This window comes from Streptomyces sp. NPDC003691 (assembly GCF_053981115.1).
Map to the genome: position 1 here is coordinate 131015 of NZ_JBSFNQ010000003.1, position 25127 is coordinate 156141.

The following is a 25127-nucleotide window of genomic DNA, read 5'->3' on the forward strand; positions in this document are numbered from 1 at the left end:
TCCCGTTTCAGCGGCTCCGCCGCGGCTTCAGCAGCGCGGCGGCGAGTACGGCCGGGGTGGTGGTGACCAGCACCAGAACGACGAGGGGCAGGCCCTCGCGGTCGGTCTGCGACGCGGGCGGCCGGTAGGCGGGCAGGTCCTGGGCGACCGGGACGGGCCTGACGGGCTTGCGCGAAGGGGTGGGCGCGGGCTTCGGCGGCGGAGTGCGCCGGACCACGGGCGGCGGTACGGGGGCGGGCGCGGCGATCCGCTCGGGCTCGGGCGCGGGCCGGGGCGGGGGCGCCGGAGGACGCGGCTTCGGGCTCGGCGTCGGCGTCGGTGCGGGTGTGGGGGCCGGGGTGGGACTCGGCGTGGGGGTGGGCGTGGGGGTGGGTGTGGGCGTCGGGGTAGGCGTCGGGGTGGGGGTGGGCGAGGGGGTCGGCTTCGGTGGCTTCGTGGGTTTGGGCGGCTTTGTGGGTTTGGGCGGCTTGGGGCAGTGCGTCAGTAACCGCAGCCGGATCGTCACCGAGATCCGCGGCGGGAACGGCCCGGTCGCCGAGACCTGCGCGGAGAGGCAGATCAGCCCCGGCACGGTGAGTCCCACCCGGGTGCCGACGGAGAACGAGGGCGGGGGCTGCGGGATGCGGGCTCCCGCGGCGAACGAGGGCACAGGCTTCGGCGAGCGGGCGCCGACGGCGAACGAGGGCAGCGGCTTCGGGGCCCGGTCACGCGGGACGGCCGGGGACGTGTGCGCCCGTCCCCCGCCGTCCCGTGTCTGCTGGGCGTCCCGGGCCTCCTGCGCTATCCGTGCCGACTGCGCTGCCCGGGGCGCCTGTGTTGCCTGTGGATCCCGATCTCCGCTCGCGGCAACGGCCGCACCGGTCCCCTGCAATCCGAGGAGGACCGTCGCGATCGTCACTGCACTCAACTGCTCCCATCGGGCCACATCAGCACGTTATGGGCGCAGCAGGGACACAGGTAGCACTATCACTTCGACTGATGAATAAGACATTTGTCGGAGGCGCCACCCACATGCGCATCACTGCTGTTCCAGCGGTTGATACACGCCCCGGCGCCGGGGCGTGCGCGCGGGGGAAGCCGGACGGAGCACTCCGGGATGCGGGCACCGGATACCCGTGAGAGGTTCGCCGGGTGAGTGAATCACTGATCGACCTGGCACGCTCCGGGGCCGGTTTCGCGGTCGCCGGACTCACCTTCTGCGCACTGCTGTTCATGGGTGTCGCCGCCCTGCGGCTGTCGAGCGCGGGCCGCACCGAACCGTCCGACGAGGCGGGTTCGCTGCGGCTCGCGGTGTACGGCGGGGTACTCGCCGCGCTCTCGCTGGGGCTGTTCGTGACGGTGATATAGCCGCCGGCACCGCGGGTGTCACGGGCGTTGTGCGCGGTGCGGGCGGAGCGTCAGAGCCAGCCGTTGCGCCGGAAGCTGCGGTGGATCACCACACAGGCCGCGGCCATGATCCCGAGGACCAGCGGATAGCCGTACCGCCACTTCAGCTCCGGCATGTGCTCGAAGTTCATGCCGTACACCCCGCACACCATGGTCGGTACGGCGATGATCGCGGCCCAGGCGGTGATCTTGCGCATATCGGAGTTCTGGGTGACGGTCACCTGCGCCAGATGGGCCTGCAGTATCGAGTCGAGCAGCCCGTCGTATCCGGCGATCTGCTCGTTGAGCCGGACGAGATGGTCGACCACATCGCGGAAGTACGGCTGCATATCCGCGTCGACCGGCGGCTCGGGACGGGTCGCGAGGCCGAGCAGCGGGCGCTCCAGCGGACCCGCGGCCCGCCGCAGCTCCAGCAGTTCGCGCTTGAGCTGGTAGATCCGGCCGGAGTCACCGCGCTGGGCCCGTTCGCTGAACACCACGTTCTCGACGGCGTCCACATCCTCCTGGACGGCGTCGGCGACCGCGAGATAGTCGTCCACCACCCGGTCGGCGATGGCGTGCAGCACGGCCGCCGGGCCTTTGGCGAGCCGCCGGGGCGCGGCTTCGAGCGCCTCGCGCACCGGTCCGAGCGAGCCGTGCCGGCCGTGCCGGACGGTGATCACGAAATCGGGTCCGGTGAAGACCATCAGCTCGCCGGTGTCGACGACTTCGCTGGTGGCCGTGAGTTCCTCGTGGGCCACGTAGACACAGGTCTTGAAGACGGCGAACAGGGTGTCGCCGTACCGCTCCACCTTGGGGCGCTGATGGGCGTGGACGGCATCCTCGACGGCCAGCGGATGCAGCCCGAACGTCTCGGCATAGCCCGCGAATTCCAGGTCGGTGGGCTCGTGGAGGCCGACCCAGACGAAGCCGCGGCCCCTCTTGCGTACCTGGCGCAGCGCGTCCGCCGCGGTGCCGTGGCACCGCCGCCGCTCGCCGTCCTCGTACACCACACAGTTGATCACCGTGCTGCCGAGCGGGGAGCGCCGCGGGTGGGAGAGGTCGACCTTGCTCCGGTACGCGCGGCGAACGGCGCGCCGGATGCGGCGGATGACGGGCACGGTGGTGCTCCTTCTGCGGGGCCGCTCCGCGGGCCGGCCGGTTCGTCCGGTGGCCGAGGTCGCTGCCGTTGCTGCGGTACGGGTGTGTCGGTGTCGGTGTCGGTGTCGGTGTCGGTGCGGGTGCGGGTGCTGGTGTCGGTGCTGGTGGGGGGCCGGTTCCGGTGCCGGGCCGGGGCGGGGCGCCGGTTTCCTGCGGGTTCAGTGCCCCGGTGACCGGCCCGCCATGCCTGCCCGGCGGATGAGGATGCCTCCGGGCGGCCGTCCCGGCCGCGCGGTGAGGACGAGTGCGGCCGGGGCCGCGACGACTGCCGTACGCGGGCGCCCTTGCCGCTGGATACCGGTGCGCATGAGGGGACCGTAGGGCGGGCGGTGCGGCGGGCGCCTGAGTAGGCCTACTCAGCGGGCGGCCGATATCTGACGGGTTCTTCAACGGGTCTTCAAAGGTTCTTCAACAGTCCGGCCCTACAGTCCTGGTGTCCGGTCCGGGAGGCCGGAACCTTCGGGAGGGTGGTCCGGCACATGGGAAACCGGGAGAGCCGGACCACGACGTTCACGGCGCACGGGCCGCACGGGGGCGGTCACGGGCGGGTGGCCGATCCCGGACGGGGTACCGGGCCAGAGCCCGGATGAAGTGAGAAGGTCCTTCCGCGGAGCGGGCGCGAGCCACGCCCGGATCCGGCGGAGGGACCCGGGCACCGTACGGGCCGGGAGGGGAAGCCCCGGAGCCGTACGGTGCCCCACCACCCGGTGTCAGGGGAGCCCGGCCGTCCGCCGCCCGGCCGGGCCCGCACCCACAGACCCAGGAGGCCCGGTCGCTCGCCGCGCGACCGGGCCTCCTGTTGTGCGTGCTGCCCGCCGTATCCGCGGCTGCGCACGCCCGTGGCCTCGCGCCCCCGCCGCCCCGCGCCCTCCGTTTGCTCAGAGGCGGTCGAGGGCGACGGTGAAGGTCGTACCCGTACCCACCGTGCTCTCCACCTGCACCGTCCCACCGTGGTCGTGGACGATCTGCCGGACGATCGACAGTCCCAGCCCGCTGCCCCCGGTCAGCCTGCCGCGGGCCGCGTCCGCCCGCCAGAACCGGTCGAAGAGGTGCGGCAGGTCCTCGGCGGGGATTCCGGTGCCGGTGTCCCGGACCCGGAGCAGCGCCGCAGGCCCGTTGGTGGTCAGCGAGAGGGTCACGCACCCGCCGGGCGGTGTCGCGCGGATCGCGTTGGCGACCAGATTGCCGACGGCCTGGCGCAGCCGGTCCGGATCGGCGTGGACCAGGACCGGGGCGTTCCCGGCGGCGGTTTCGAGGGCGAGGGCGACGCCCGCAGGTTCGGCGCGGGCCAGATGGGCGGTCCGGCAGGTCTCCAGCAGTTCGCCGAGGTCGGTGTCGAAGCGGTGGTACGTGAGCGCGCCCGCCTCGGCGAGGGCCAGTTGCTGGAGGTCGTCGACGATCCGCTGCTGGAGCATGACCTCCTCGTGGAGGGAGTCCAGCAGCTCCGGCGTCGCCTCCACATAGCCGTCCTGGAGTGCTTCCAGATAGCCCCGCAGATTCGACAGGGGTGTCCGCAGTTCATGGGCGATGTCGCCGGTCATCCGGCGCTGGCGCTCCTCGGACCGCTGGAGCGAGGCGGCCATCCGGTTGAAGTCGCGGGCGAGTTCCGCGATCTCGTCCCGGCCGGTGACCGGGACGCGCCGTCCGAGGTCCCCCTCGCCGAGCGAACGGGTCGCCTCCGTCAGCGCGCGGACCGGGCGCAGCACGGTCCGGCTCAGCAGCAGCGCGGCCGCCGCGACGGCCAGCGCCACCCCGGTCGCGACCCCCACGGCCGAAGTGCCGGACGGGCCCGGCGGCGGTTCGTCGCCCACTCCGAGCCGGACTTCGAGCCGGGGCGGCGCGGCGCTCCGGACGTGTTCCCGGAACACCTGCTGGAGGCAGGTGTCGATGCCCGTACTGTCCCGGCCCAGACACGCCTGGGCGGCGCCGACCACGACGGCGTGCGGCGCGGGCGGCTTCACCGGCCGGCACTGGGGGCGGGACGGGTCGGTACGGACCGACGGTGTGCCGCGCGGGGTGTAGCGGACCACCGGTTCGGCGCCCGCCCGGGTGAGACAGGCCGCGTACCGCATACCGGCGCTGTACTCGCCGATCTCCTGGACCGTGTTCTCCATCCGGGCGACCCGGCCGGTACCGGCGGGCGGGCGGAAGTCGGGCAGCACGTCCACCACGAACGGGGTGCGGCCCGGCAGGCGGGCCGTGCCGCCGTCGAGCGTGTCGGAATCGGCCAGTACGGTGCCGTTCTCGGTGGTGGCGCGGATCCGCTGCCCGGTGTCGCGGGAGAGCCGCCGTACGGTGGCCGTGACGCCGTCCCAGGTGCCGTGGGTGGCACCGTACTGCCGCAGTCCCGCGGTGATCCGGGTCTCTTCGGCCAGCCCCGCCGAGACGCGCTGTTCCACGGCGCCGGTCGTCTGCCGCCAGGTCAGCCACGCGGTCGCGGCGCAGGCGGCGACCGCGACGAGCAGCAGCAGGGCGAGCACCCGGATGCGGAAGCTCATGGGGCGAAGTCGCCGGGGCCGTGGTCCGGATGGTGGCGGGCCCGGAAGCCGTCGCCCCAGGGACCGTCGCCCCACGGTCCGCGTCGGTGCCCGTAGCCGGAGTCCGGCCGGTGATACGCCCCACCGCCGGACTGCCCCCCGCCGCTCTGCCCGCCGGTCTGCCCGCCCCTCTGCCCGTAGGTCTGCCCGGGGTGGTCGCCCGGCCGGGCGGCGAACAGGTCATCCGTACGCCCCGCCGGGCCGGGGCCGCCCGCGCCCGGCCGTGCCTCCGGTCCCGCGTCCCGCCCCGGCCCCGGTCCCGGCTCCGTCTCCGGTACGGCCAGCCGGTAGCCGCGCCCGTACACCGTCTCCACCACCCGCGGGAACCGGCCGTCGGCCTCCAGCTTGCGCCGCAGGTTCATCACATGGGCGTCCACGGTCCGTTCCAGCACGCCCTCGTCGAAGCCGAAGACCCGGTCGATGATCTGGGCGCGGGTGAACACCCGGCCCGGTGACTGGGCCAGGACCTGGAGGATCGCGAACTCCTTGCCGGTGACCTGGATGGGCTCCCCCGATATCCGGACCTCGTAGCGGTCGGGGTCGACCTCCAGTGCGCCGACCCGGAGCACCGGTGTCGGGGCGTCCGGTACGGCGCTTGCGCGGCGCAGCAGGGCGCGCACCCGGGCCGTCAGTTCGCGGGGGCTGTACGGCTTGGTCATGTAGTCGTCGGCGCCGAGGTCCAGGCCGAGGAGGAGGTCCTCCTCGGTGGTGCGGGCGGTGAGCAGGAGGATGGGGACGCGGGACTCCATCCGCAGCACCCGGCAGACGTTGAGTCCGTCGACGAACGGCATCATCACATCGAGGACGACGAGATCGGGGCGGGTGGCCCGGGTCCGGTCGATGGCGGTCCGGCCGTCGGTGACGACCTGGACGTCATGGCCCTCGCGTTCCAGGTAGATCCGGATCAGCCGGGCCTGTTTGACATCGTCCTCGGCGACGAGAATGCGCGGCGTCACGACGGCTCCCTCCCTGTGAAATCCCCTGTCAGGCACGGACTTTCCGGCCGCGCTGGGCGACTCTACGCACCGGAAGCATGACAAAAGGGGCGGGCTTCACAGCGACTTCATGATTCGGTGGGGGTGGTGGCTTTCTCCTGGCATTGTGCCGGGATTGTCGGGCCGTGATAGCGCGGGGATCACGGTGGAGAGGCGCCGGGGACGGGGGTTAACCCGAGGGCGGGTCGGCCGGGCTGCCGGATGGGACGAGGCGGCTGTTCCGGGGAGCCTGGACCCATGATCGGAAGCGAAGCCTTACGTTCCCGCGCTCTGCGTTCCCGCACCCTGCGCCCCCGCCGGGCCGGTACCGCCCTGCTGGTCTCGGGCGTCACCCTCGCCTCGGCCGTGCTCACCGGCACCGCCCCCGCCGGGGCCGCCCCCGCCCCGGGCAGCGCCTCCGGCACCGGCGCCCGGGCCGCCCCGCCGCCCGCGCTGACCTGGACCCCCTGCGCCCGGCCCGGCGGCCCGGCGGGCCAGGAGTGCGCGACGCTGACCGTCCCCGTCGACTACCGGGATCCGGGCGGCCCGGTGCTGGAGCTGGCCGTCTCCCGGGTGCTCAGCGCCTCCCCGGGGGAGCGGCGCGGCACCCTGATGGTGGTGCCCGGCGGCCCGGGCGGCTCCGGGGTGCAGCGGCTGACCCAGCGGGCGGACGCCCTGCGGGCCCAGCTGGGCGGCGCCTACGACCTGGTCGCCTTCGACCCGCGCGGCGTGGCCGGCAGCACCAAGGTGTCCTGCGGTATCGACGAGAAGGACCTCCGGCTGGACCGGCTGCGCTCCTGGCCCGGCGCCGGCGGCGATATCTCGGCGAACACCGCCCGGTCCCGGCGGATCGCCGAGGCCTGCGCCCGCAACGGCGGCGCCGGGGTGCGCAGCCTCAGCTCCCTCAACCAGGCCCGGGACATGGACCGGCTCCGGCAGGCGCTGGGAGAGGAGAAGCTCTCGGTCTGGGGCAGCTCGTACGGCGTCTATGTGGCGGCGGTCTACGCACAGCGCTTCGCCCACCGCACCGACCGGCTGGTCTTCGACGCCAGCGGTGACCCGGACCACCGGCGGGTCGCCCGCGGCTGGCTGGCGAACACCGGACGGGCGGTGGAGGAGCGGTTCGCCGACTTCGCGGCCTGGGCGTCCGACCCGGCCCGGGAGGCGCCCGGCCAGGAGCCGGGCCTGCGGCTCGGACAGCGGCCTGAGGAGGTCCGCTCGCTGGTGATCGCGCTGGCCGACCGGCTGGACCGGGTGCCGAAGGAGAAGACGGACACCGAAGGGGTCGAGCTGACCGGCGCCGGACTGCGGAACGGAGTGTGGTCCATGCTCTACAGCGACAGCTCCTTCCCCGCCCTGGCCCGGCTTATCCGTGATGCCCGGGACCCGGCGGCGGTGGTGGCGATACCGGGCGATCTGAAGAAGCCGATCGACGACCGGGACGCGGCCGTCTGGGTGGGGGTCATCTGCAACGACGTCACCTGGCCGGACTCGGTCGCCGGATACGCCCGGGCGGTCGCCCGGGACCGGGCGCGGTATCCGCTGACCGGCGGCATATCGGAGAACATCACACCGTGCGCCTTCTGGCAGAACGAGGAGCGGGAGAAGCCGGTGCGGATCACCGGCGAGGGCCCGTCGAACATCCTGATGATCCAGGCCCGGCGGGACCCGGCGACACCGCACTTCGGCGCGGTGAGGATGCGTCAGGCCCTGGGCGACCGGGCGAGGATGGTGACGGTCGAGCGCGGCGGCCACGGGGTCTACCTCAACGACATCGGGAAGGGCTGCGGCGACGCGGCGGTGACCGCCTTCCTGAAGACGGGAGTGCGGCCGGAGCGTGACATTTCCTGTGGGGCCTGACGCATAGAGAAGTACCGGGGTCCTTCCCCCGGCCCGACACGGGGGTGCGGGCCGGGGAACGGATCCCGTTTCCGGATCCTGTTCCCCCGGGGCGCGGTCCTCGGGGACGGGGCCGGGGGGAGCGCCGGGCGGGCCGCGGAAGCGGCCAGCCGCACCCTGCGCTGATCGTCTCGCTGGTCCGTGCCGTCCGCGCCCGAAGGGCTCTTCCCCTCCCGCCCGCCCCGGTCCGGCAGCCGTACGGATCGGGGTGGGCGCGGGGCTGCCCGGGGCGGCACGGCAACCCGCCCCGGGGTCCGCCCGCTACTCCTTCACCGGCGCGCAGAGGGCCAGCAACTCGGGGGCCGTGCACGGCAGCCCGTTGTAACGGAGCACCTCGTTCATATCGATGTTGATGACGTTCGAGTCGGCGACGGTGCCGGCGAGCACCTTGACCACGCGGCGCTGTTCCGCCGTGAGCGGCTCGCCCTGGACGTACGCCTCCGTCGGGAACACGATGTCGAGCAGGGCCCGGGCGAGGTCGGGTGCGAGCAGGGACGGCGCTTCGGCGACCAGGCCGCACATCTGCCCGATGAACTCCCGGGAGTGCTCCGGCGGTACCTGGGACAGGGCCCCGACGGCATCGGTGGACGCGGAGCCCTCGGCGAACCAGAGCGCGCCGAAGTCCTCCAGCGCGTCCGGCCCGGAGAGCGCACCGGTGATCGTGGGGAGGGCCCGGTCGACCGGGCCGGCTCCGAGCCGTACCCAGGTGAGCGCCGCACAGAACCGCAGCAGCGGATCTTCGTCGGTGAGGAACGGCTCCACCAGGTCCCGGGTGGCGTCACCGGGCGCGAGGGCCAGACAGAGCAGCAGCTCGGCCAGGGTGTTCCGGTCGCGCCCGCCGCCCCGCTCGCCGTCGCGCTCGCCGTCCCGCTCGCAGTCCAGCCCGGTCTCGTCCGCCAGCACGGAGCGCAGGGCGTCCGCGGCGGGTTCGCCCGGGGCGGCCGCCAGCAGGCGATAGCCGATCTGCCGCACCCCGGACGGGATGCCGGGCCCCCCGGCGGCCAGCCGGGCCCAGGTCGGGGTCGCGGCGCCGAGACACGTATAGATCTCGTGGTACGCGCCCTCCGCGCCGTGCTCGCCGAAGTGCCGCACGGGGTCCGCGACTCCGGCCGCCGTGGCGAAGGTTTCCTTGAGATGCCGGGTCGCGTCGAGGCTGCCGTCGCGGGTGACGGTGTGCAGGATCAGCTCCAGCAGGGACACCTCGTCGGGCCCGGCTTCGGCCAGGGCGATCACGAACCGCAGCGCCGGACCGGCGATCTCGGAGACGGTGTGCTGGTGCAGCACCCCGTCCCAGAGGGTGGCCAGCGCATGGGCCGAGGCGAGCGGGTCCGGGACGGCGAGTCCCTTCAGCAGGAAGGGGTAGGCCTCCCGGTCGCCGAAGAAGGGCTGGTACTTCCCCCACTCGACACCGTCCATGCCCGCCAGGACGTCCGGCACCGGCATGGTGCGCCAGGTGTGCAGGGCATGGGCGAAGTGCCCGAGGTCCCCCTGGCGCCGCTTGTCGATCCCGTCGGACCCCTGAGAACCCTGAGACCCCGCGGCCCCTTGAGACCCCGCGGCCCCTTGAGACCCCGCGGACCCTTGAGACCCCGCGGACCCTTGAGACCCCGCGGACCCTTGAGACCCCGCGGACCCTTGAGACCCCTGGGAGCCCTCGAAACGGACGACGGCGCGCTCGGTGCCGTCGGCGCCGTCCACGCCGTACAGCTTCCACCGCCCCACCGGGCGCCCCTTGGGCCCCGGCCGTACCGCGCCCTCGGCGATCATCGCGCCCGAGGCGTCCAGCCCGCGCCACCACTCGACCGGCTCGTCCTCCACCAGCAGTTCGGACGGGCCGACCTCGGCCAGCCGGACGCCGTCCGCGGACCACCACACCTCGGCGACCAGGCCGCCGTCCCGCTCGATCCGCTCGACCCGGCCCTCCCGGTCGAAGCGCCGGTGCGCGACGGTGCCGTCCGGCAGCCGCTCGGTCTCGGAGCGCCGCCGGCCGCCGTCGTACTTCCGGTGCAGCACCTCGCCGCCGTCGGAGCCGTAGGTCCGCTCCTGTTCCAGCCGGTCGTGGTCCCACGGCACGTACTCGCGGCGGCTGGCGGGCAGCCCGTCCGCGTACTCGACCACGATCGGCTGGTCGTCGCCGAGGAACGGCTTGCTCTCCCACAGCCGCCAGGTGCCCAGAGCCCGGCCGGTGGCCGGGTCGGTCTCGCCGGTGACCCACGAGTTCAGCCCCGCCACCCAGACGGCTCCGTCCGGTATCCAGTCGCGGCGCTCCGGTTCCTCCCGCGGATCGGTGAACTCCGGGCGGGCCGGGCCGGTGTCCCCGGCGAGCAGCCGCAGGGCCAGCGCCGCGCGTCCGGCGGAGGCCGCGTGCAGGGCGGCGCCCGGGGCGGCGCCGAAGCCGAGGGCGATGCACTCCTCGACCGCCCGCGCGTCCCCGGCGCGGTCCGCCTCGACCAGCGGACTGCCCTTGCTCCGGCCGCCGGCGCTGTACTGGGCGAGGAGTCCGCCGTCGGGGGAGTGGTACTCGACGCCCTTCAGGGTGCCGTCGGTCTCCCAGAACCGGTGGAGCCCGATGCTCCGCTCCTCCCCGCCCGCTTCGAAGCGCTGGTGGTACCAGTGCTGGTGCCGGGTGGCGTGCTGGGCGGCCTCCGGTACGTTCGCGGGACGCGGCGGGATCGGCTCGCCGTCGAGGTCGACTTCCTCGCCGTCCGCGGTCCAGAACCGCTGCCGGACGAAGTACCCGTCCTCGTCGAACTCCTGGAGCATGCGCCGGACCGATTCCGGGAGCGGGTCCATGGCGGTCTCCCGGGTCGGCCCGTCCGCGCGGTACGTGACGCTCCGGAGCCGCTTGCCGTCCTGCCACTCCGCCTCGCAGGCGACGGAGCCGTCCGTGTGGTACCGGAGGTGCTCGCCGTGCAGCCTGCCCGCACGCCAGTTGCTGGTCTCCGCAAAGGTCCCGTCGTCCCACCAGTAGCGCCACACTCCCGTCTTCCCCTCGGGACCCGTCTCCCCGAAGGCCCAGCTGCCGTCGTCCTCCGGGACGGCTCCGGACGGTATGCCGTCGGGGAGTTCGGGGTCCCCGGGGCTTCCGGACTGCCCGGGTCCTTGGGAGTGCTCGGGTCCTTCGGAGTGCTCGGGGGTGGTGGCTCTGCCCATCGTCATGTTCCTCGTTCCTGCCGGTCACGGACCGCGGTCGGTCGCGCGCGAGTGAACCCACACCGATGTGCCCCCGTGGATCGTGCGATCGGTGATGCGACGGGATCGTAGGGGCCCGCACCGACAACGCGGGCATCCTCCGGGAACGTTGGCGCCCCGGACCGGCCGGCCGGGCGCGCCGCCCGCTACTTCCCCGCCTTCGCCAGCTCCAGCAGGCTGGAGAAGCTGTCGCCGCCGCGGCCCGCGGCCATACCGCGGTGGAAGAGGTCCACCACCGCCTGCGGGAGTGTGGTGTCCACGCCCGCGTCCGCCATCGTGTGCAGGACGTGCTCGACGCTCGCCGTGCCCATCGACAGGCGGTCGACGTCGCCCCCGTGGTTCCCGGCGTCAATGCGCTCCGCGTAGAAGCCGGTGAACATATCCAGCGAGGCGAACGTCTCCCGGGCGTGTCCCAGCACATCGGCGGCCTTGAGGCCATGGGCGTCGGCGAGGGCGATCGCCTGCCAGTAACTCAGCATCGACGTCCAGAACATGGTCATGCCGATCTGGTACATCAGCGCCGCCAGACCGGGGTCCTCGCCCTGGTAGTCGGGCCGGGTCAGCACCCCGAGGGTGTCCCGGTGCCGGTCGAAGGCGCTGCGCGGCCCGCTGTAGAAGGTGTACGTGGTCTCCGGGTCGCCGATGCCGGACGGCGGGGTGGTGACGCCGCCGGCCAGGAACTCCGCACCGGCGGCGGTCACCCAGCGGGCGCCCTCGCGGGTCCGCTCGGGGGTGTCCGAGCTGAGGTTGACGACGGTCCGGCCGGCCAGCGCGTCCGCGACGGGCTTCAGCAGGGTGTCCATCGCGTCGTAGTCGGTGAGGCTCAGGACCACCAGTTCGTTGGCGCCGAGAGCGGCCTCCACGCTCTCCGCGAGCCTGGCGCCCCTGGCGACAAGTGGTTCGGCCCGGGCGGCCGTGCGGTTCCAGACGGTGACCTCGTGGCCCTTCGCGAGATACGCCTCGGCCATGGCGGCACCCATGGGCCCGAGGCCGATGACGGTGACGGGCGCGGGGACGGCGGGCGCGGTGGTGGCGGACGGGGCGGTGGTGGACGCAGACATGAGGGCTCCTCTGTTCGGTTCCGGATTCCGGCTCTGCCAGCTCTAGAACGAGCGCTCTATCCAGAGCGCTGCCGCGACTGTAGCACGCCACTAGAGCGAGCGCTCTAGTGAGAGGGGGTGGCGCCGGGCGGGGCGGGGTGGCGCCAGATGGCATCCGGCGGCGCCATGGACCGGCCCGCAGGGGGCAATGGCACCCCTCGCGGCCCCGTAGCGAAATCGACGGCCGGCATTTCCCCAGCTCAGGCCCGTATCCGACCGCCCTGGCTCAACTGCGGCGCCAAACGGGTTGCCAATGGCGCCATCGAGGTGCCAAGATTGGGCCATGGACCTCACACCGTATGTCGAAACGGTCCGCCGGGAGTTTGCGGCGGCCGCAGGAGTCAGCGGGGCCGGCACGCTGGAACTGGCGGAGCGGCTCGATGCCCCGCTGGAGTCGGCCACCCGGCTGGCCATGCTCAATCTGCTCTCCGCCGCGATGGGCGAGATCACCCGCGAACTCGCCCCCGGCTCGGTCGAGGTACGCCTCCGCGGTCTCGACCCCGACTTTGTGGTGACGCCACCCGCCGGCCGCGATGGCGCCACCATCGGGCCGGAGCCGCTCGGCGGGCCGCTGCCGGAGCCCGCTCCCGTACCGGAGCCCGGGCCCGCCGACGGCGACGAGAGCGGTACCGCCCGCGTCAATCTGCGGCTTCCCGCCCGGCTCAAGACCCGGGTCGAGGAGGCCGCGGGCCGCGAGGGCCTCTCGGTGAACGCCTGGGTGGTGCGGGCGGTGTCCACCGCGGCGAGCGGTGGACCGCACCGTCCGCCGGAGCGGGTGCCGAACGCCGGGACCGGCTTCACCGGCTGGGCGCGCTGACCGCGCCCCACCCCACCCCACTACTTCCTTCACACCACGTCCCACCTGCGGGGACGCCACTCGGACTCCAGAGGACGGAACAACCATGCCTTCTTACGACACCCCTGCGCCCATCTCGGTCACCGCCCATGTCGAGGCCGGCTCCATCCGCTTCGCCGCGAGCGACCGCACCGACACGACCGTCGAGGTGCGGCCCCGTGAGCAGAAGAAGGACCTGGACGTACGCACGGCGCAGCAGACCGAGGTCGGCTTCGCGAACGGGCTGCTGACCATCCGGACGCCCAAGACCGGAATGCTCGGCCGCACCGGTGTGGTCGATGTGGTCGTCGAACTGCCCACCGGCTCCGGTATCGACCTGACCGGCGCCTGGACCCAGGTCAACGGCGAAGGCCGGTTCGGCGAGGTCCGGGTGAAGACCTCCTCCGGCGATGTACGGCTCGACGAGACCGGCCCGCTGAAGCTGACCGCCTCGCACGGTTCGATCGGTGTCGACCGGGTCGAGGGCCTGGCCGAACTGACCACCAGCTCCGGCAGTCTGCGCGTCGGTTTCATCGACGGCGCGGCCGTCCTGAAGAACTCCCACGGCACCACCGTCGTCGGTGCCGCGACCGGCGAACTCCGGGTCAACGGCGCCAACGGCGATATCGAGATCCGGCGGGCCGAGGACTCGGTGACCGCCACCACCGCCCATGGCACCGTCCGGGTCGGCGAGGTGGCCCGCGGCACCGTCCAGCTGGAGACCAACTACGGCGCCATCGACATCGGGGTCCGCGAGGGCACGGCCGCCTGGCTGGACCTCGACTCGGGCGCCGGGCAGGTCCGTAACGGGCTCACCGTGTCGGGGGGCCCGGGAGAGGCCGACGACACCGTCAAGATCCGGGCCCGGAGCCGGTTCGGCAGCATCGCGGTCCTCCGCGCCAAGTCCTGACCCGCGCCGCCCTTCCCTCTGCCCTGTCCCCTTCCTGCCCTCCCTCCCCCTCTTCTGCTCCGAATCTTCTGCCCCGAACGGGAGTCACCCCATGCGCTCTTCCGCCCTTCCCACCGCCCGGCGCGGGGACGGCCGGCCGTCGTCCGCCGGTGTCACCGCCACCGGTCTGCGCAAGTCGTACGGCGACAAGACCGTCCTGGACGGCATCGACATCGCCGTCCCGGCCGGGACCGTGTTCGCGCTCCTCGGCCCGAACGGCGCCGGCAAGACCACCACCGTCAAAATCCTCTCCACCCTGATCTCCCCCGACGGGGGCGAGGCCCGGATCGCGGGGCACGACCTGGCGGCCGAACCGCAGGCGGTACGCGCCGCGATCGGCGTCACCGGCCAGTTCTCCGCCGTCGACGGGCTGATCACCGGTGAGGAGAACATGCGGCTGATGGCGGATCTGAACCATCTGTCCCGGAGCGAGGGGCGGCGGGTCACCGCCGAACTGCTGGAGCGCTTCGACCTCACCGACGCCGCCAAGAAGCCCGCGCAGAGCTACTCCGGCGGTATGAAGCGCCGCCTCGATATCGCGATGACGCTGGTCGGCAGCCCGCGGATCATCTTCCTCGACGAGCCCACCACCGGTCTCGACCCGCGTGCCCGCCACAATATGTGGGGCATCATCCGCGAACTCGTCGCGGACGGCGTCACCGTCTTCCTCACCACCCAGTATCTGGAGGAAGCGGATCAGCTCGCGGACAGCATCGCCGTACTGAACGACGGCCGGATCGCCGCCCAGGGCACCGCCGAAGAGCTGAAGCGGCTCATCCCCGGCGGCCATGTCCGGCTCCGTTTCACCGACCCCGCCGTCTACCAGCGGGCCGCCGGGGCCCTGCGCGAAGCCGGCCGCGACGACCCGGCGCTCTCCCTCCAACTGCCCAGCGACGGCAGCCAGCGCGAACTCCGGGCCATCCTCGACTGGCTCGACTCCAACGGGATCGAAGCGGACGAACTCACCGTCCACACCCCCGACCTGGACGACGTCTTCTTCGCCCTCACCGGCTCCGGCGCCGGTACCAGCACCAGCACCCGCCCCGGCACCGCCAAGGAGAACGCCCGATGAGCAGCTCGCTTTCCCTCGCCGTCCGTGACACCACCACAATGCTGCGGCGCAACCTCCTGCACGCCCGGCGCTATCCGTCGATGACGCTGAACCTGCTGCTCACGCCGATCATGCTGCTTCTGCTGTTCGTCTATATCTTCGGCGAGACGATGAGCGCGGGCATCGGCGGCAGCGGCGCCGACCGGGCCGACTACATCGCGTTCATCCTGCCGGGCCTGCTGCTGATGACCATCGGCGGTGCCACGGTCGGTACCGCGGTCTCCGTCTCGATGGACATGTCCGAGGGCATCATCGCCCGCTTCCGCACCATGGCCATCAACCGGGGCTCCGTCCTCACCGGGCATGCCATCGGGAGCGTGCTCCAGTCGATCATCGGTGTGGTCTTCGTGGGGGCCGTCGGTGTCGCCATCGGCTTCCGCTCCTCCGGGGCCACCGTGCTGGAGTGGGTGCTGGCCTTCGGGCTGATGGCGCTGTTCGCGCTCTCGCTGACCTGGATCGCGGTGGGCATGGGCCTGGTCAGCCCCAACGCCGAGGCCGCCAGCAACAACGCCCTGCCGCTGATCTTCCTGCCGATGATCTCCAGCACCTTTGTGCCGATCGACGCGATGCCCGGCTGGTTCCAGCCGATCGCCGAGTACCAGCCCTTCACCCCGACCATCGAGACGGTGCGCGGACTGCTCCTCGGCACCGAGATCGGCCACAACGGCTGGCTGGCGGTGGCCTGGTGCCTGGCGCTGACCGCGCTCGGCTACCTGTGGTCCAAGTCGGTCTTCAACCGCGACCCCAAGTAGGTCCCGGATCGAACAGAAGGCATAGGGAAAAGGGCAGAAGGCGGGCGGCAGGCGGCGGGCTCCGGTACGGACCGGGGGCCGCCGCTTCGGCCGTCCCTGCGGCCGTTCCCTGCCGTACGGGCACTGGCAGCCGCCCGCTCCTTCAGCCGGTTACCGCGCGGAGGTCACATCCACCGCTGGTAGAGACCGTCGTTGACGGGATGGGTGTAGACCTTCTTGGAGTAGTTGCTGTCGAGCATCAGCCCGGTGGCGACGTTCTTGAAGGTCTTCCTGTTCGACGCGTCTATGGAGAGCTCCCACTTCTGGTAGGAGCCGCCGTTACAGCTGTGGGTGTACGCCTTCCCGGAGGTGTTGCTGTCCAGGCAGAGGCCCGTGGCGACGTTCCGCACGGTGACGTAGGACATGCCGAGCACGGGCGTTACCGTCCATGTCTGGTAGCTGTTTCTGAAATCACAGACGTTGGTGTAGGCCTTCCCGGAGCTGTTGCTGTCCAGGCAGAAGCCGGTCTGGACGTTCTGGATCAGCCTGGTGGTCGACGAGGCTGTCGCTGCCTGGGCCGGCGCTGCCGCGGCGAGGGCTCCGGCACCGGCCAGAGTCAAGGCGGCCACGGCGGAAGCAAGGCTTTTTTGCGTAAACATGGTTTTCCCTTCAACGGCTTCTCGGGCAGACGCGTGGAAACGTAGCCGAGGCCGATCCGGGGGAACAGAACACTTACAGCCAGTGCGTTTTCGGTAATCAAGTCCCTGCTGTCACAAGGGAAATGAGACGCCGGGACACTCTGCGAGCCGACCGGATCCGGACAGCAGGGTTTCCCTTCAGTGCGCGCTCCGGAGCGTGTTCATCCGGCCGATGCGGACCGCTTCCGGCTGCCGTACGAGACGTGCGTGCCGGGCCCGGGTGCCGTCCCCGGCAGCCGGGCGCCCCTGCACCCGGCCGAGCTTCGCGCCCGGCACCGCCGAGGGGGCCCGGCCGGTCCCGGCGCCGGGTGCCCCGCCGGTCCCGCGCCCGGCCCCACCCGCTGCCCCGCCACCGGTCCCGGCGGTCCGTACGCCGGGTACCCCGCGGTCCCCGAATCGCGGCAGGGCGCGGAGCGCGGCCCGTACCCACCTGATCAGTGCGGTGACGACGGCGACGGTACGACTGCTCCCGGAGCGCGCGTTCATGGGCCCGACCTCCCGTACGGCGGTATGTGAAGCCGGCAGATCCGTGCAGCCGACACTCACCAGATGCTCTGGCCCCTTCCGTACGTGACGCCCGTCTGCTGTGACTCCCGTCACGGGGTACCCCCCGGCCCGGCGGTCCGTCCGGCCGCCGCCCGGACGATCGCCGCCTCCAGCGACGCGAGCCGCTCGGCCAGCCCGCCGTACGGGTCCCGCTCCCGCTCCCGGGTCCGCGCGTACGCCGCCTTCACCTCGGCCCAGCGTGCCGCCGCCGGACCGTCGAGCGTGCCGCGCAGCTCCGCCAGGCGCAGCAGGGCGGCCTCGGTGTCGCCGGGCAGGGCCTGGGCCTCCGCCGTGTAGTGGTCGGTGACCACCGCCGCGACCTCGGCGTCCGTCATCGCCGGGCTGAGCCGCTGGGCGATGCGGTTCATATTCCGGTACGACCCCTGGAGCCGGAAAGGCGGTTCGGTACGGGCCGCTTCCGACACCCCGGCCGACGCGATGTACGCCGAGTTGACCGCGAGGACGGTCTCCCGGGCCGCCAGCAGATGCCGCAGCACCCCCAGGATCCGGTCCAGCTCCCCCGTACCGTACGGATGGACCAGCCGGTCGCGGCGGGCCGCCGGGTCCCCCGCCGCCAGCCGCACCAGCAGCTCCGTGTCCGCCCGTTCCCGCGCGGCCAGCGGCGCCAGTTCGGGGTGCGAGGTCAGTGCGTTCTCCACGAAGCTCAGCCGGAACGCCTCCTCCTTCCCCGTCAGGACATCACCGAGGTTCCAGACGTCCGCCCGGTTGGCCAGCATGTCCGGGAGCCGGAACCGCTCGCCGGAGCCGGTGTACGGATTGCCCGCCATGACCACCGCGAACCGCTTCCCGCGCAGGTCGCGCCCGCCGAGGGTGCGGCTCGCGTCGCACAGCGGCAGGAACTTCTGGAGCAGTTCGGGCGAGGTGTGCTGGATGTCGTCGAGGTACAGCAGCACGTTGTTCCCCGCCGAGACCGCGAATTCGATCTTCTCCAGCTCGGCGCGGGCGGCGGCGTCCGGCGCCCGCGCCGGGTCGAGGGAGACGGTGTGCGCGCCCAGCGCCGGGCCGTCGACCTTGACCAGCAGCAGCCCGAGCCGTTCGGCGACGTACTCGACGAGCGTCGTCTTCCCGTACCCGGGCGGCGACAGCAGCAGCAACAGCCCGCCGCTGTCGGTGCGCTTGGCGTCCCCCGCCGCGCCGAGCTGCCGGGCGAGGCTGTCGCCGACGAGCGGCAGATACACCTCGTCCACCAGCCGGTTGCGGACGAACGCCGACATCACCCGGGGCCGGTACTCGGCCAGCCGCAGCCGCTCGCGCTCGGCGGCCACGAGCCGGGTCCGCAGCGCCCGGTAGGCGCGGAAGGCGGGTACGTCGCGGGCGGCGAACGCGGCGGTACGGGAGAGGAACTCGTCGAGCCGGAGGGTCAGGGTGCCGCCGCTGATCCGGGGGTGGGTGCCGAGGAGTCCCCCGACGGTCGCGGTCCGGCCGGCCCGTTCGCCGCCGGTGCCGGTGCCGTCGCCGGTGCCGGTGTCGTAGCGGTCGAGGTCCGGGTACAGCTCCAGGGCCACGGCTTCGGCGAGCACCCCGGCCGGTACACCGTCCCCGCCGGAGTTCCGGGTGGAGTCCCCGCCGGAGTTCCCGGTGGAGCGGGTGGTGGGGTTTCCGGTGGAGCGGGCGTACGAACCGAGCCACCCTTCGACGATCCGCCGCGCGCCCGCGGAGCCCACCGGCAGTCCGCCGTACGCCGCCTCCCCGGCCGCCTCCCGGAACGCCGTCACCAGGGCGCGTGCCGCCGGGTCCGTGACAAACCCGCGGCCGGCCGCCAGCTCCTCCACCAGATACTCCGCGGCCTCCGCTGCCCCCGCCGTGCCCGCCGCCTCCGCCGGCCCCGCCGCATGAGCCGGGTCCGCGAAGTCCGCGGCCGCCACCCCGCCCAGCGCCGCCGCCAGTTCCGCGCGGAGTGCCGCCAGTGCCGGGGAGGGGCCGAACCGTTCCCGCGCCGCCACCAGCGATACCGCCTGCCGGGTCCACCGCGCCCGGTCCGCGGCCCCGGCGGCCGCCCAGAACGACTGGGCCCGCGCCCGCACCCCGCCCCCGTAACGGAGCAGCCCGCCCTCCCGCCACAGCTCCGCCACCGCCCGCAGCACCGCGACCGCGTCATGGTCGTGGACCCCGCGCTCGTACCCCTCGTCGTACGCCTCCGCCACCGCCCCGGCCACCAGCTCCGCCGGGTCGCCGCCCGCGACGGCCGCGGGCAGCAGCCGGGCCGCCAGATACTCCGCGCGGCAGACCTCCGGCGACTCCGACGGCAGCGACCGCCCCCAGCAGTCCCGGGCCGCCGCGAACTCCGGATCGTCCACCGGCCCCCGCCAGTCCGTGCCGGTCAGCGCGAACACCATGCCGTCGCCGCCCCCGTCGGCGCTCCCGCCGCCCCGCGGCAGCAGCGTCAGCTCCGGCGCCCGCGCGGTCACCGCGAAGACATGCCGCCCGAGCCGGATCGTGCCCCCGCCGTCGCCGAACAGCTCGCGCCGGTCCCGCAGCGCCCGTACCGCCTCCTCCCGGGCCGCCTTCAGCTGCCCCTCCACCTCCTCGGCCCGGACCGGGTCGCCGGAGTCCCGCAGTTCGGCGGCGGTCCGCCGGAGCCGGGCGACCATCGGGTCCGAGCCGAAGAAGGCGTGCACCTCGTCGCCGCCGCCCAGCGCCGCGGCCCGCCGGGCCACCGCCTCCAGCACCCGCCGCGCCGACTCCGCGAGCCGGTCGGCCCGCCGCGCCCGCTCGTCCTCCAGCGACTGGCGGCGCGCCGAGAACGCCTCGTACACCTCCGTCCGCTTCCCCGCGACCTCGGACAGGAAGGCGTCGTGGTCCGGGAAACGGGACTCCAGGTTCTCCAGCCGCAGCAGCAGCGCCGCGAGCTGCGCGTCGCACTCCTCCGGTGTCCCGGCCGCCGCCAGCGCGCCCGTCACCGACTGGGCAAGCAGCGCGAGTTCCGCGGCGAACTCGGCCCGGCCCTCCCGCTCGGCCAGCTCCCGGCGGCGGCCGGTGAGGACGGCACGCGCCCGGTTGACCAGGGCGGTGACGGCCGCGATCCGCTCCAGGATGCCGGTACGGACGGTGGTGTCCCCGATATCGAGCCCCGCGACGGTCTCCGTCAGCTCCCGGAGCCCGGCGGCCCGCGTATCCAGCCCCGCCACCACCTCACCGGCCCCGGCGGCCGTCGTGAGGCCCCCGGCGCGGTCCGCCAGCGCCGTGATCTCCGCGCGGTAGCCGTCGAACGCCTCCTCACGGGCGAGGAACGCGACCGCCCGGCGGGCCGCCGAAGCGGTGTCCCCCGCCACATCGTCCGCCAGCGCGTCGATCGCGCCGGTGTCCGCGTACCGCAGCTCCTTCAGCGCCAGCAGCCTGCCGCGTGCCGCGCGCAGCTCCGTGATCCGTCCGATCCACTCCTCCGCCGAGGCCGGGGACTCCCCGCGCACCAGCCGCACCAGCCGCGCGATCCCCGCCGCCTCGGCGGCGAGCGCCTCCGCCGCCGTCCGGGTCAGCTCCCGTACCGCCGCGAACTCCTCCAGCGCCCGCAGCGCGGCCGTACGGATCTCCTCCAGCGGTCCGCGCAGCTCCCCGGCCCCGGCGTCGCCCAGCCACGGATGCCGGTCCGCGGTCCGCTCGCAGTCGGCGGCCAGTGCTTCGTAGAGCGGGGCCGCGGGCTCGCCCGCCGCCGCCTCCACCGCGGCGCGGGCGACCGTGAGGACATCGGCGACGGCGCGCACCAGGGCCGCGTTTCCGATTCTGCCGAGCGGCCCGTCCGGGTCATGGGCGGCGGCCCGGTCCCCGGAGATGTACGGGGTCCGCCAGATCCGGACCTCGTGGACCCGCGACGGCTCACCGCCGTCCGGTCCGGCGAGCGCCATCAGGGTGCCGTCGTCGAGCAGCGCCCAGCCTTCGCAGCCCAGCGGGGCGACGACTTCCCGGCGGACGGTGTCGTACGGCAGCAGGACGCACCGGCCACCGTCCGGGGCGCGGAACGCGTAGAGCACGGCGTCGCCGCCGGGGGAGCGCACGGCCCGCTCGAACGCGGCCTCCGGATACGGGTCCTCGAAGGACTTCGCGGTCCCGGCGGCGGCCGTGCAGTAGCCGCCGGGGAAGACCACGCCCTGGTCGTCGGGGAGACGGCGCAGCGCGTCGCCCGCGCCGTCCGCGGCGTCGAGACGGGTCACCGAGCCGGTGAGGGTGTGCACCACGAGCTGCCGCACGGTGTCCTCGTTGTACGGGCGCACCCGCAGCAGCACCAGCGGCCCGACGCGCGCCCAGGTCACGTCCGCGTCGGCGAGGGACTGGAGCGGTTCGGCCACCGGCTCGGCGAACACGCCGTGCGGGGTGCCGGTGTCGTCCTCCGTCTTCACGGTGAGCGTGCCGCCGGTCGCCGACACATGGACGCCTTCGGTGACCCGGATATGCGGATGGCGGCCGGGCACATGGTCGTCGCGCCCGGCGGCCGTCCATCCGATGTCGCCCTCCGGCGGCGCCCCGGCGAGATCGCGCTCCCCGCGCCCGTCGAGGAAGCCGAGCGGTGCCAGGGACCAGCGCAGTACGCGTACGTCGTCGTTCTTGCCGGTCCTGAAGACGGCGAGCAGCCGGTCGTGGGCGACCAGGAGCCGCGCGGGCCGGGCGCCCTGGAAGAACCGGCAGAGCGCGGCGAACTCGGCCCGGAACGCCGGGTCGTCGAGGAGGCCGGGGACGGCGTCCTCGGGGAGCGGGGCGAGGTCGCGGTCGTAGAGGGCGAACACATCGCCGGGGGAGGTGGTGGGGGAGAGCGCGGCGGGCGCGTCGCGGAGCAGCAGCAGGGCGCCGCCGACGGCGACCAGGTCGCGGGGGGTGCCGGGGGTGCCGGTCCGGAGCCGCCCGGTCCCGGCGAGCGAGAGTTCGGCGGTCCCGAAGGCGGCGGTCCTGGCGGCGTCGAGCGCCCCGGCCCGCCGCGCCAGCTCGTCCCCGCGCGCCCGCAGCCGGTCCCGTACGACCTCGAAGGTGCCCGCGTCCATGGTTCTCCCCTGTGCCTCTCTGCGTCTCCGTTTGCGCCGGTGCCGGTGCCGGTGCCGGTGCCAGTGCCAGTGCCTGCGGCTGCGTTTCCGGCTGCGGCTGCGGCTGTGCCTGTGCCTGTGGCTGTGGCTGTGGCTGCTACCGCCGCGCGCTGCTACCGCCGCGCCTGCGTGCGCGTGCGTCTGCCCGCCCCCGGGACCCGGGCCCCGCCCCCGCCCCCGTACTCCGCGCGCATGGTTGTGCCCGCGGCTGCCGTCCCCCGTGGCGGCAGCCGCGGAACCTTTTCCGTCAGCGGGCAACGGGCCCGGGCGGCCGGTGTGCCCGCAGGCAACGCGACCGGCCCCGTAGAGCCCCCGCCCCCGGGCCCGTCAGCCCTTACCGCTGCCCGCTGCCGACACCGCTGCCGTTCAGGCCCGCCAGGGACTTGTCCGCCAGCCCCAGCCGGCGGGCCGCGTCGAGGAGGTGGCCGAGCTGGCCCTCCGCGCCGTCGCCGCCCGAGCGCATCAGCTTCGTCAGGAACGCCGACACCGTCAGGTTCTGCACATCGGCCGTCGAGGCCGACCCCAGCACCGATGCCAGGTCCCGGGTGAAGGCCGCCGACCCCTCGGGGCCGTCCAGCCACTGCCCGCCGAGCTGCCGCACGGTCGCCGAGCTCTCCACGAACCCGTCGACGCCCTTCCCGAGCGCGATCGAACCGACCAGCCGGTCGAAGAAGACCGACTCCCCGCCCACGATGTCGATATCGGCGTGCTCCAGACCGGTCGCGATGATCTGCGCCTGCGCCTCCGCGACCTTCCGCTGGGTGTCGAGCCCCGCGAGCCGTACGTCCTTCTCCGCCTCCAGGCGCAGCCGGTACTCCTCGTGGCCCCGGGACGCCTCGTCCAGCGCGGCCATCGCCGCCGCCTTCTCGGTGAGACCGGCGGCCTCCGCGGTCAGCTTCTCCCGGATCCCGTCCGCCTCCGCCTTCAGCCGCTCGGCGAGCGCCGCCGCCTCCGCGCGGCCCACGCGCTCGATGACATCGGCCTCCTTCTCGCGGACGGTGACCGCGGCCAGGCCCTCGGCCGCGGCCTCCGCCCGTACGCCCTCCGCCGTCCGGATCCTGGCGCGGGCGTCCAGTTCGGCGGCCTTGTTGCGGGCCTCGGCAAGGGTCAGTTCCTCGGCGGCCCGGTGCACGGCGGCCTGCTCGGCGGCCTCCGCGGCCTTGATGTCGCGGACCAGCTGCTCCTGTGCCGCCGCTTCGGCCGCGATGACGACCGTCTGCCGCCCCCGCTCGGCCTCCTCGACCGCGCGCAGCCGCTTGATGGACTCCTCCTGCTCGGCGACCGTACGGTCCACGGCGACCCGCTCCCGGATGACCTCGGCGATCTCCCGGCGCTCCGCCTCGACCTCCTTCTCCGCGGCGATCCGGCTCAGCTCGGTCTCCCGGTCCCGGGCGATGACCTCCAGCAGGCGGTCCTTCTCGATCCGCTCGTTCTCGATGGCGATGACCCGCTCGCGGTTCTTCGCGGCGACGGCGACCTCACGGGTCTGGTTCTCGCGGTGGACGCCGAGCTGCTCCTCCGTCTTGAGGAAGGCGGTCTGGGCCCGCAGCCGCTCCTCCTCCACCACCCGGGCCGTCTCGGCCTCCTCGCGGGCCCGGGACGTCTCGATCTCGCGCCGCTGCCGGATCTCGGCATCGGTCTGGCGCCGCTCCAGTTCGAGGATCGCCTCACGGGCGTCGACGTTCTGGCGGGTGATCTCCTTCTCCTCGTCGCGCTGGTACTCGTTGGTGCGGACATGTTCGACGGCGGTCAGCTCGGTGATCTTCCGGATGCCCTGCGCGTCGAGGATGTTGTCGCGGTCGAGCTGGACGAGCGGGGTCTGCTCCAGATAGTCGATGGCCGCGTCCTCCAGGCTGTAGCCGTTCAGATCGGTGCCGATGACCTGGATGATCCGGTCCCGGAACTCGTCGCGCTTGGTGTAGAGGTCGGTGAAGTCGAGCTGCTTGCCGACGGTCTTCAGGGCCTCGGAGAACTTGGCGTTGAACAGCTCCTGGAGCGTGGCCTGGTCGCTGGCCCGGGCGGTGCCGATGGCCTGGGCGACCTTGATGACGTCCTCGACGGTCTTGTTGACACGGACGAAGAACGAGATGCGGATATCGGCGCGGATGTTGTCCCGGCAGATCAGGCCGTCACGGCCGGTGCGGGAGATGTCGATGGTCTTCACCGAGATGTCCATGACCTCGGCCTTGTGCAGGACGGGCAGCACGACCTGCCCGGTGAAGGTGACGTCGACCTTTCTCATCTTGGAGACGATCAGGGCTTTGCCCTGTTCGACCTTGCGGAAGAGCCGGCCGAGTACGAGAACAGCGGCGATGACGATGACGAGGACGGCGGCGACGAGCAGCGCGGCGCCCAGGGTGATGGCATCCATGTGGGAATCCCCGGAGTTTCGGAGCGGAGGGCGCCCGTCGGTCCCGCGCGGGAGGCGTCAGGAGGGGGCGACCCAGAAGAACTCGCCGGCGGTGTCGTACGCGTAGAGCAGCGCGGAGCTGCCGAGGGAGAGCGCGTACGTGTCTTCGGCGGACTGGCGGACCTGGACGACGGCCGTGGAGCCGTCCCGCGCGGTGACCTCGGCCTGGCCGAAGCCCGCGTCCACCCGTCCCGTACGGATGGTGCAGGTCAGCCCGACGAAGTCCTGGCGGGACGGCCCGGGTTCGTCGGGGAAGAGGGTGGCCAGCGGGCGTACGAGGAGCCGGGTGAGCCACCAGGAGCCGGCCGCGGCGGCCACCAGGACGAGGACCCCGGGCACCGCGGTGAGCAGGACGGACCCCGCCAGGCTCAGAAACCAGCCGAGGGCAATGAAGAGGGAGGCCGAGACGGAGACGGGGACGCCGCCGAGCCCGAGGGCGGCGGTGTCGAGGTCGCCGTCGAAGCCGTCGTGCCCGGCGGCGCCCACCAGGACGAGCAGCCAGAAACAGAGCACGACGGTCAGGGCGGAGGTGAAGAGGAGGGTGGGGAAGGCGGCGACGGTACTCAGGAAGTCGTCCATGCCGTACCCT

Annotated in this window: 16 protein-coding genes and 1 pseudogene; 6 read left to right on the forward strand and 11 right to left on the reverse strand. The window is 73.4% G+C overall.

The window, feature by feature from the left end; translation table 11 throughout:
* Positions 1 to 7: 7 nt before the first annotated feature.
* Entirely contained in the window at positions 8 to 925 is a 918-nt protein-coding gene (locus tag ACWDR0_RS02685; protein WP_456349779.1) for a hypothetical protein, read from the reverse strand.
* 206 nt (positions 926 to 1131) lie between these two features.
* Between ACWDR0_RS02685 and ACWDR0_RS02690 the strand changes: the two genes are divergently transcribed.
* Complete coding sequence (locus ACWDR0_RS02690; protein ID WP_456349780.1) at positions 1132 to 1347, forward strand: hypothetical protein; 216 nt, start codon at positions 1132 to 1134, stop codon at positions 1345 to 1347.
* A gap of 50 nt (positions 1348 to 1397) precedes the next feature.
* On the opposite strand, the gene ACWDR0_RS02695 is transcribed toward ACWDR0_RS02690, so the two are convergent.
* From ACWDR0_RS02695 to ACWDR0_RS02705, 3 genes and pseudogenes are all read right to left on the reverse strand, one after another.
* Positions 1398 to 2486: a magnesium and cobalt transport protein CorA gene (locus ACWDR0_RS02695; protein ID WP_456349781.1), complete on the reverse strand. Its 1089-nt coding sequence runs from the start codon at positions 2484 to 2486 to the stop codon at positions 1398 to 1400.
* A 918-nt stretch (positions 2487 to 3404) separates the two neighbouring features.
* Complete coding sequence (locus ACWDR0_RS02700; protein ID WP_456349782.1) at positions 3405 to 5024, reverse strand: sensor histidine kinase; 1620 nt, start codon at positions 5022 to 5024, stop codon at positions 3405 to 3407.
* A 284-nt stretch (positions 5025 to 5308) separates the two neighbouring features.
* Positions 5309 to 6019 (reverse strand): annotated as a pseudogene (locus ACWDR0_RS02705) (response regulator transcription factor); the annotation flags it as partial.
* 276 nt (positions 6020 to 6295) lie between these two features.
* Between ACWDR0_RS02705 and ACWDR0_RS02710 the strand changes: the two are divergent.
* Positions 6296 to 7897 (forward strand): alpha/beta hydrolase, encoded by a 1602-nt coding sequence (locus ACWDR0_RS02710; RefSeq protein ID WP_456349783.1) that lies wholly within the window; start codon positions 6296 to 6298, stop codon positions 7895 to 7897.
* A gap of 300 nt (positions 7898 to 8197) precedes the next feature.
* Here ACWDR0_RS02710 and ACWDR0_RS02715 read toward each other — a convergent pair whose 3' ends face one another.
* Both ACWDR0_RS02715 and ACWDR0_RS02720 read right to left on the reverse strand, forming a co-directional pair.
* On the reverse strand, positions 8198 to 11095 hold the full coding sequence (locus ACWDR0_RS02715; protein ID WP_456349784.1) for a toxin-antitoxin system YwqK family antitoxin: 2898 nt from the start codon (positions 11093 to 11095) through the stop codon (positions 8198 to 8200).
* A 179-nt stretch (positions 11096 to 11274) separates the two neighbouring features.
* Positions 11275 to 12189 carry an NAD(P)-dependent oxidoreductase gene (locus tag ACWDR0_RS02720; protein ID WP_456349785.1) on the reverse strand — a complete coding sequence of 305 codons (915 nt, stop codon included), beginning with the start codon at positions 12187 to 12189 and terminating at the stop codon, positions 11275 to 11277.
* 322 nt (positions 12190 to 12511) lie between these two features.
* Between ACWDR0_RS02720 and ACWDR0_RS02725 the strand changes: the two genes are divergently transcribed.
* The 4 genes from ACWDR0_RS02725 (at position 12512) to ACWDR0_RS02740 (ending at position 15875) form a co-directional block, all read left to right on the forward strand.
* Entirely contained in the window at positions 12512 to 13045 is a 534-nt protein-coding gene (locus tag ACWDR0_RS02725) for a toxin-antitoxin system HicB family antitoxin (RefSeq protein WP_456349786.1), read from the forward strand.
* 85 nt (positions 13046 to 13130) lie between these two features.
* The gene (locus ACWDR0_RS02730; RefSeq protein ID WP_456349787.1) at positions 13131 to 13973 is read left to right on the forward strand and encodes a DUF4097 family beta strand repeat-containing protein; all 843 of its coding nucleotides are present in this window, start codon (positions 13131 to 13133) and stop codon (positions 13971 to 13973) included.
* 91 nt (positions 13974 to 14064) lie between these two features.
* A complete protein-coding gene (locus ACWDR0_RS02735; RefSeq protein ID WP_456349788.1) occupies positions 14065 to 15084 on the forward strand; it encodes an ATP-binding cassette domain-containing protein in 1020 nt (339 codons plus the stop codon).
* Positions 15081 to 15875 (forward strand): ABC transporter permease, encoded by a 795-nt coding sequence (locus ACWDR0_RS02740; RefSeq protein ID WP_456349789.1) that lies wholly within the window; start codon positions 15081 to 15083, stop codon positions 15873 to 15875. The genes ACWDR0_RS02735 and ACWDR0_RS02740 overlap by 4 nt, the downstream gene beginning before the upstream one ends.
* Before the next feature lie 164 nt (positions 15876 to 16039).
* On the opposite strand, the gene ACWDR0_RS02745 is transcribed toward ACWDR0_RS02740, so the two are convergent.
* The 5 genes from ACWDR0_RS02745 to ACWDR0_RS02765 form a co-directional block, all read right to left on the reverse strand.
* Positions 16040 to 16483 carry an RICIN domain-containing protein gene (locus ACWDR0_RS02745; protein ID WP_456349790.1) on the reverse strand — a complete coding sequence of 148 codons (444 nt, stop codon included), beginning with the start codon at positions 16481 to 16483 and terminating at the stop codon, positions 16040 to 16042.
* 207 nt (positions 16484 to 16690) lie between these two features.
* Positions 16691 to 17038 (reverse strand): hypothetical protein, encoded by a 348-nt coding sequence (locus ACWDR0_RS02750; protein WP_456349791.1) that lies wholly within the window; start codon positions 17036 to 17038, stop codon positions 16691 to 16693.
* 110 nt (positions 17039 to 17148) lie between these two features.
* Positions 17149 to 22089, reverse strand: a complete 4941-nt coding sequence (locus tag ACWDR0_RS02755; protein WP_456349792.1) for a DNA repair ATPase — start codon at positions 22087 to 22089, stop codon at positions 17149 to 17151.
* Positions 22090 to 22462: 373 nt separating this feature from the next.
* The gene (locus ACWDR0_RS02760; RefSeq protein WP_456349793.1) at positions 22463 to 24499 is read right to left on the reverse strand and encodes an SPFH domain-containing protein; all 2037 of its coding nucleotides are present in this window, start codon (positions 24497 to 24499) and stop codon (positions 22463 to 22465) included.
* A 57-nt stretch (positions 24500 to 24556) separates the two neighbouring features.
* On the reverse strand, positions 24557 to 25117 hold the full coding sequence (locus tag ACWDR0_RS02765; protein WP_456349794.1) for a hypothetical protein: 561 nt from the start codon (positions 25115 to 25117) through the stop codon (positions 24557 to 24559).
* Positions 25118 to 25127: the final 10 nt, after the last annotated feature.

What these genes read in the sequence shown, in the direction of transcription:
- ACWDR0_RS02725 (WP_456349786.1), top strand. Translation starts at nt 12,512, where the DNA reads ATGGACCTCACACCGTATGTCGAAACGGTCCGCCGGGAGTTTGCGGCG.
- ACWDR0_RS02750 (WP_456349791.1), bottom strand. Translation starts at nt 17,038, where the DNA reads ATGAACGCGCGCTCCGGGAGCAGTCGTACCGTCGCCGTCGTCACCGCA.
- ACWDR0_RS02700 (WP_456349782.1), bottom strand. Translation starts at nt 5,024, where the DNA reads ATGAGCTTCCGCATCCGGGTGCTCGCCCTGCTGCTGCTCGTCGCGGTC.
- ACWDR0_RS02735 (WP_456349788.1), top strand. Translation starts at nt 14,065, where the DNA reads ATGCGCTCTTCCGCCCTTCCCACCGCCCGGCGCGGGGACGGCCGGCCG.
- ACWDR0_RS02740 (WP_456349789.1), top strand. Translation starts at nt 15,081, where the DNA reads ATGAGCAGCTCGCTTTCCCTCGCCGTCCGTGACACCACCACAATGCTG.
- ACWDR0_RS02730 (WP_456349787.1), top strand. Translation starts at nt 13,131, where the DNA reads ATGCCTTCTTACGACACCCCTGCGCCCATCTCGGTCACCGCCCATGTC.
- ACWDR0_RS02760 (WP_456349793.1), bottom strand. Translation starts at nt 24,499, where the DNA reads ATGGATGCCATCACCCTGGGCGCCGCGCTGCTCGTCGCCGCCGTCCTC.
- ACWDR0_RS02755 (WP_456349792.1), bottom strand. Translation starts at nt 22,089, where the DNA reads ATGGACGCGGGCACCTTCGAGGTCGTACGGGACCGGCTGCGGGCGCGC.
- ACWDR0_RS02765 (WP_456349794.1), bottom strand. Translation starts at nt 25,117, where the DNA reads ATGGACGACTTCCTGAGTACCGTCGCCGCCTTCCCCACCCTCCTCTTC.
- ACWDR0_RS02715 (WP_456349784.1), bottom strand. Translation starts at nt 11,095, where the DNA reads ATGACGATGGGCAGAGCCACCACCCCCGAGCACTCCGAAGGACCCGAG.
- ACWDR0_RS02710 (WP_456349783.1), top strand. Translation starts at nt 6,296, where the DNA reads ATGATCGGAAGCGAAGCCTTACGTTCCCGCGCTCTGCGTTCCCGCACC.
- ACWDR0_RS02720 (WP_456349785.1), bottom strand. Translation starts at nt 12,189, where the DNA reads ATGTCTGCGTCCACCACCGCCCCGTCCGCCACCACCGCGCCCGCCGTC.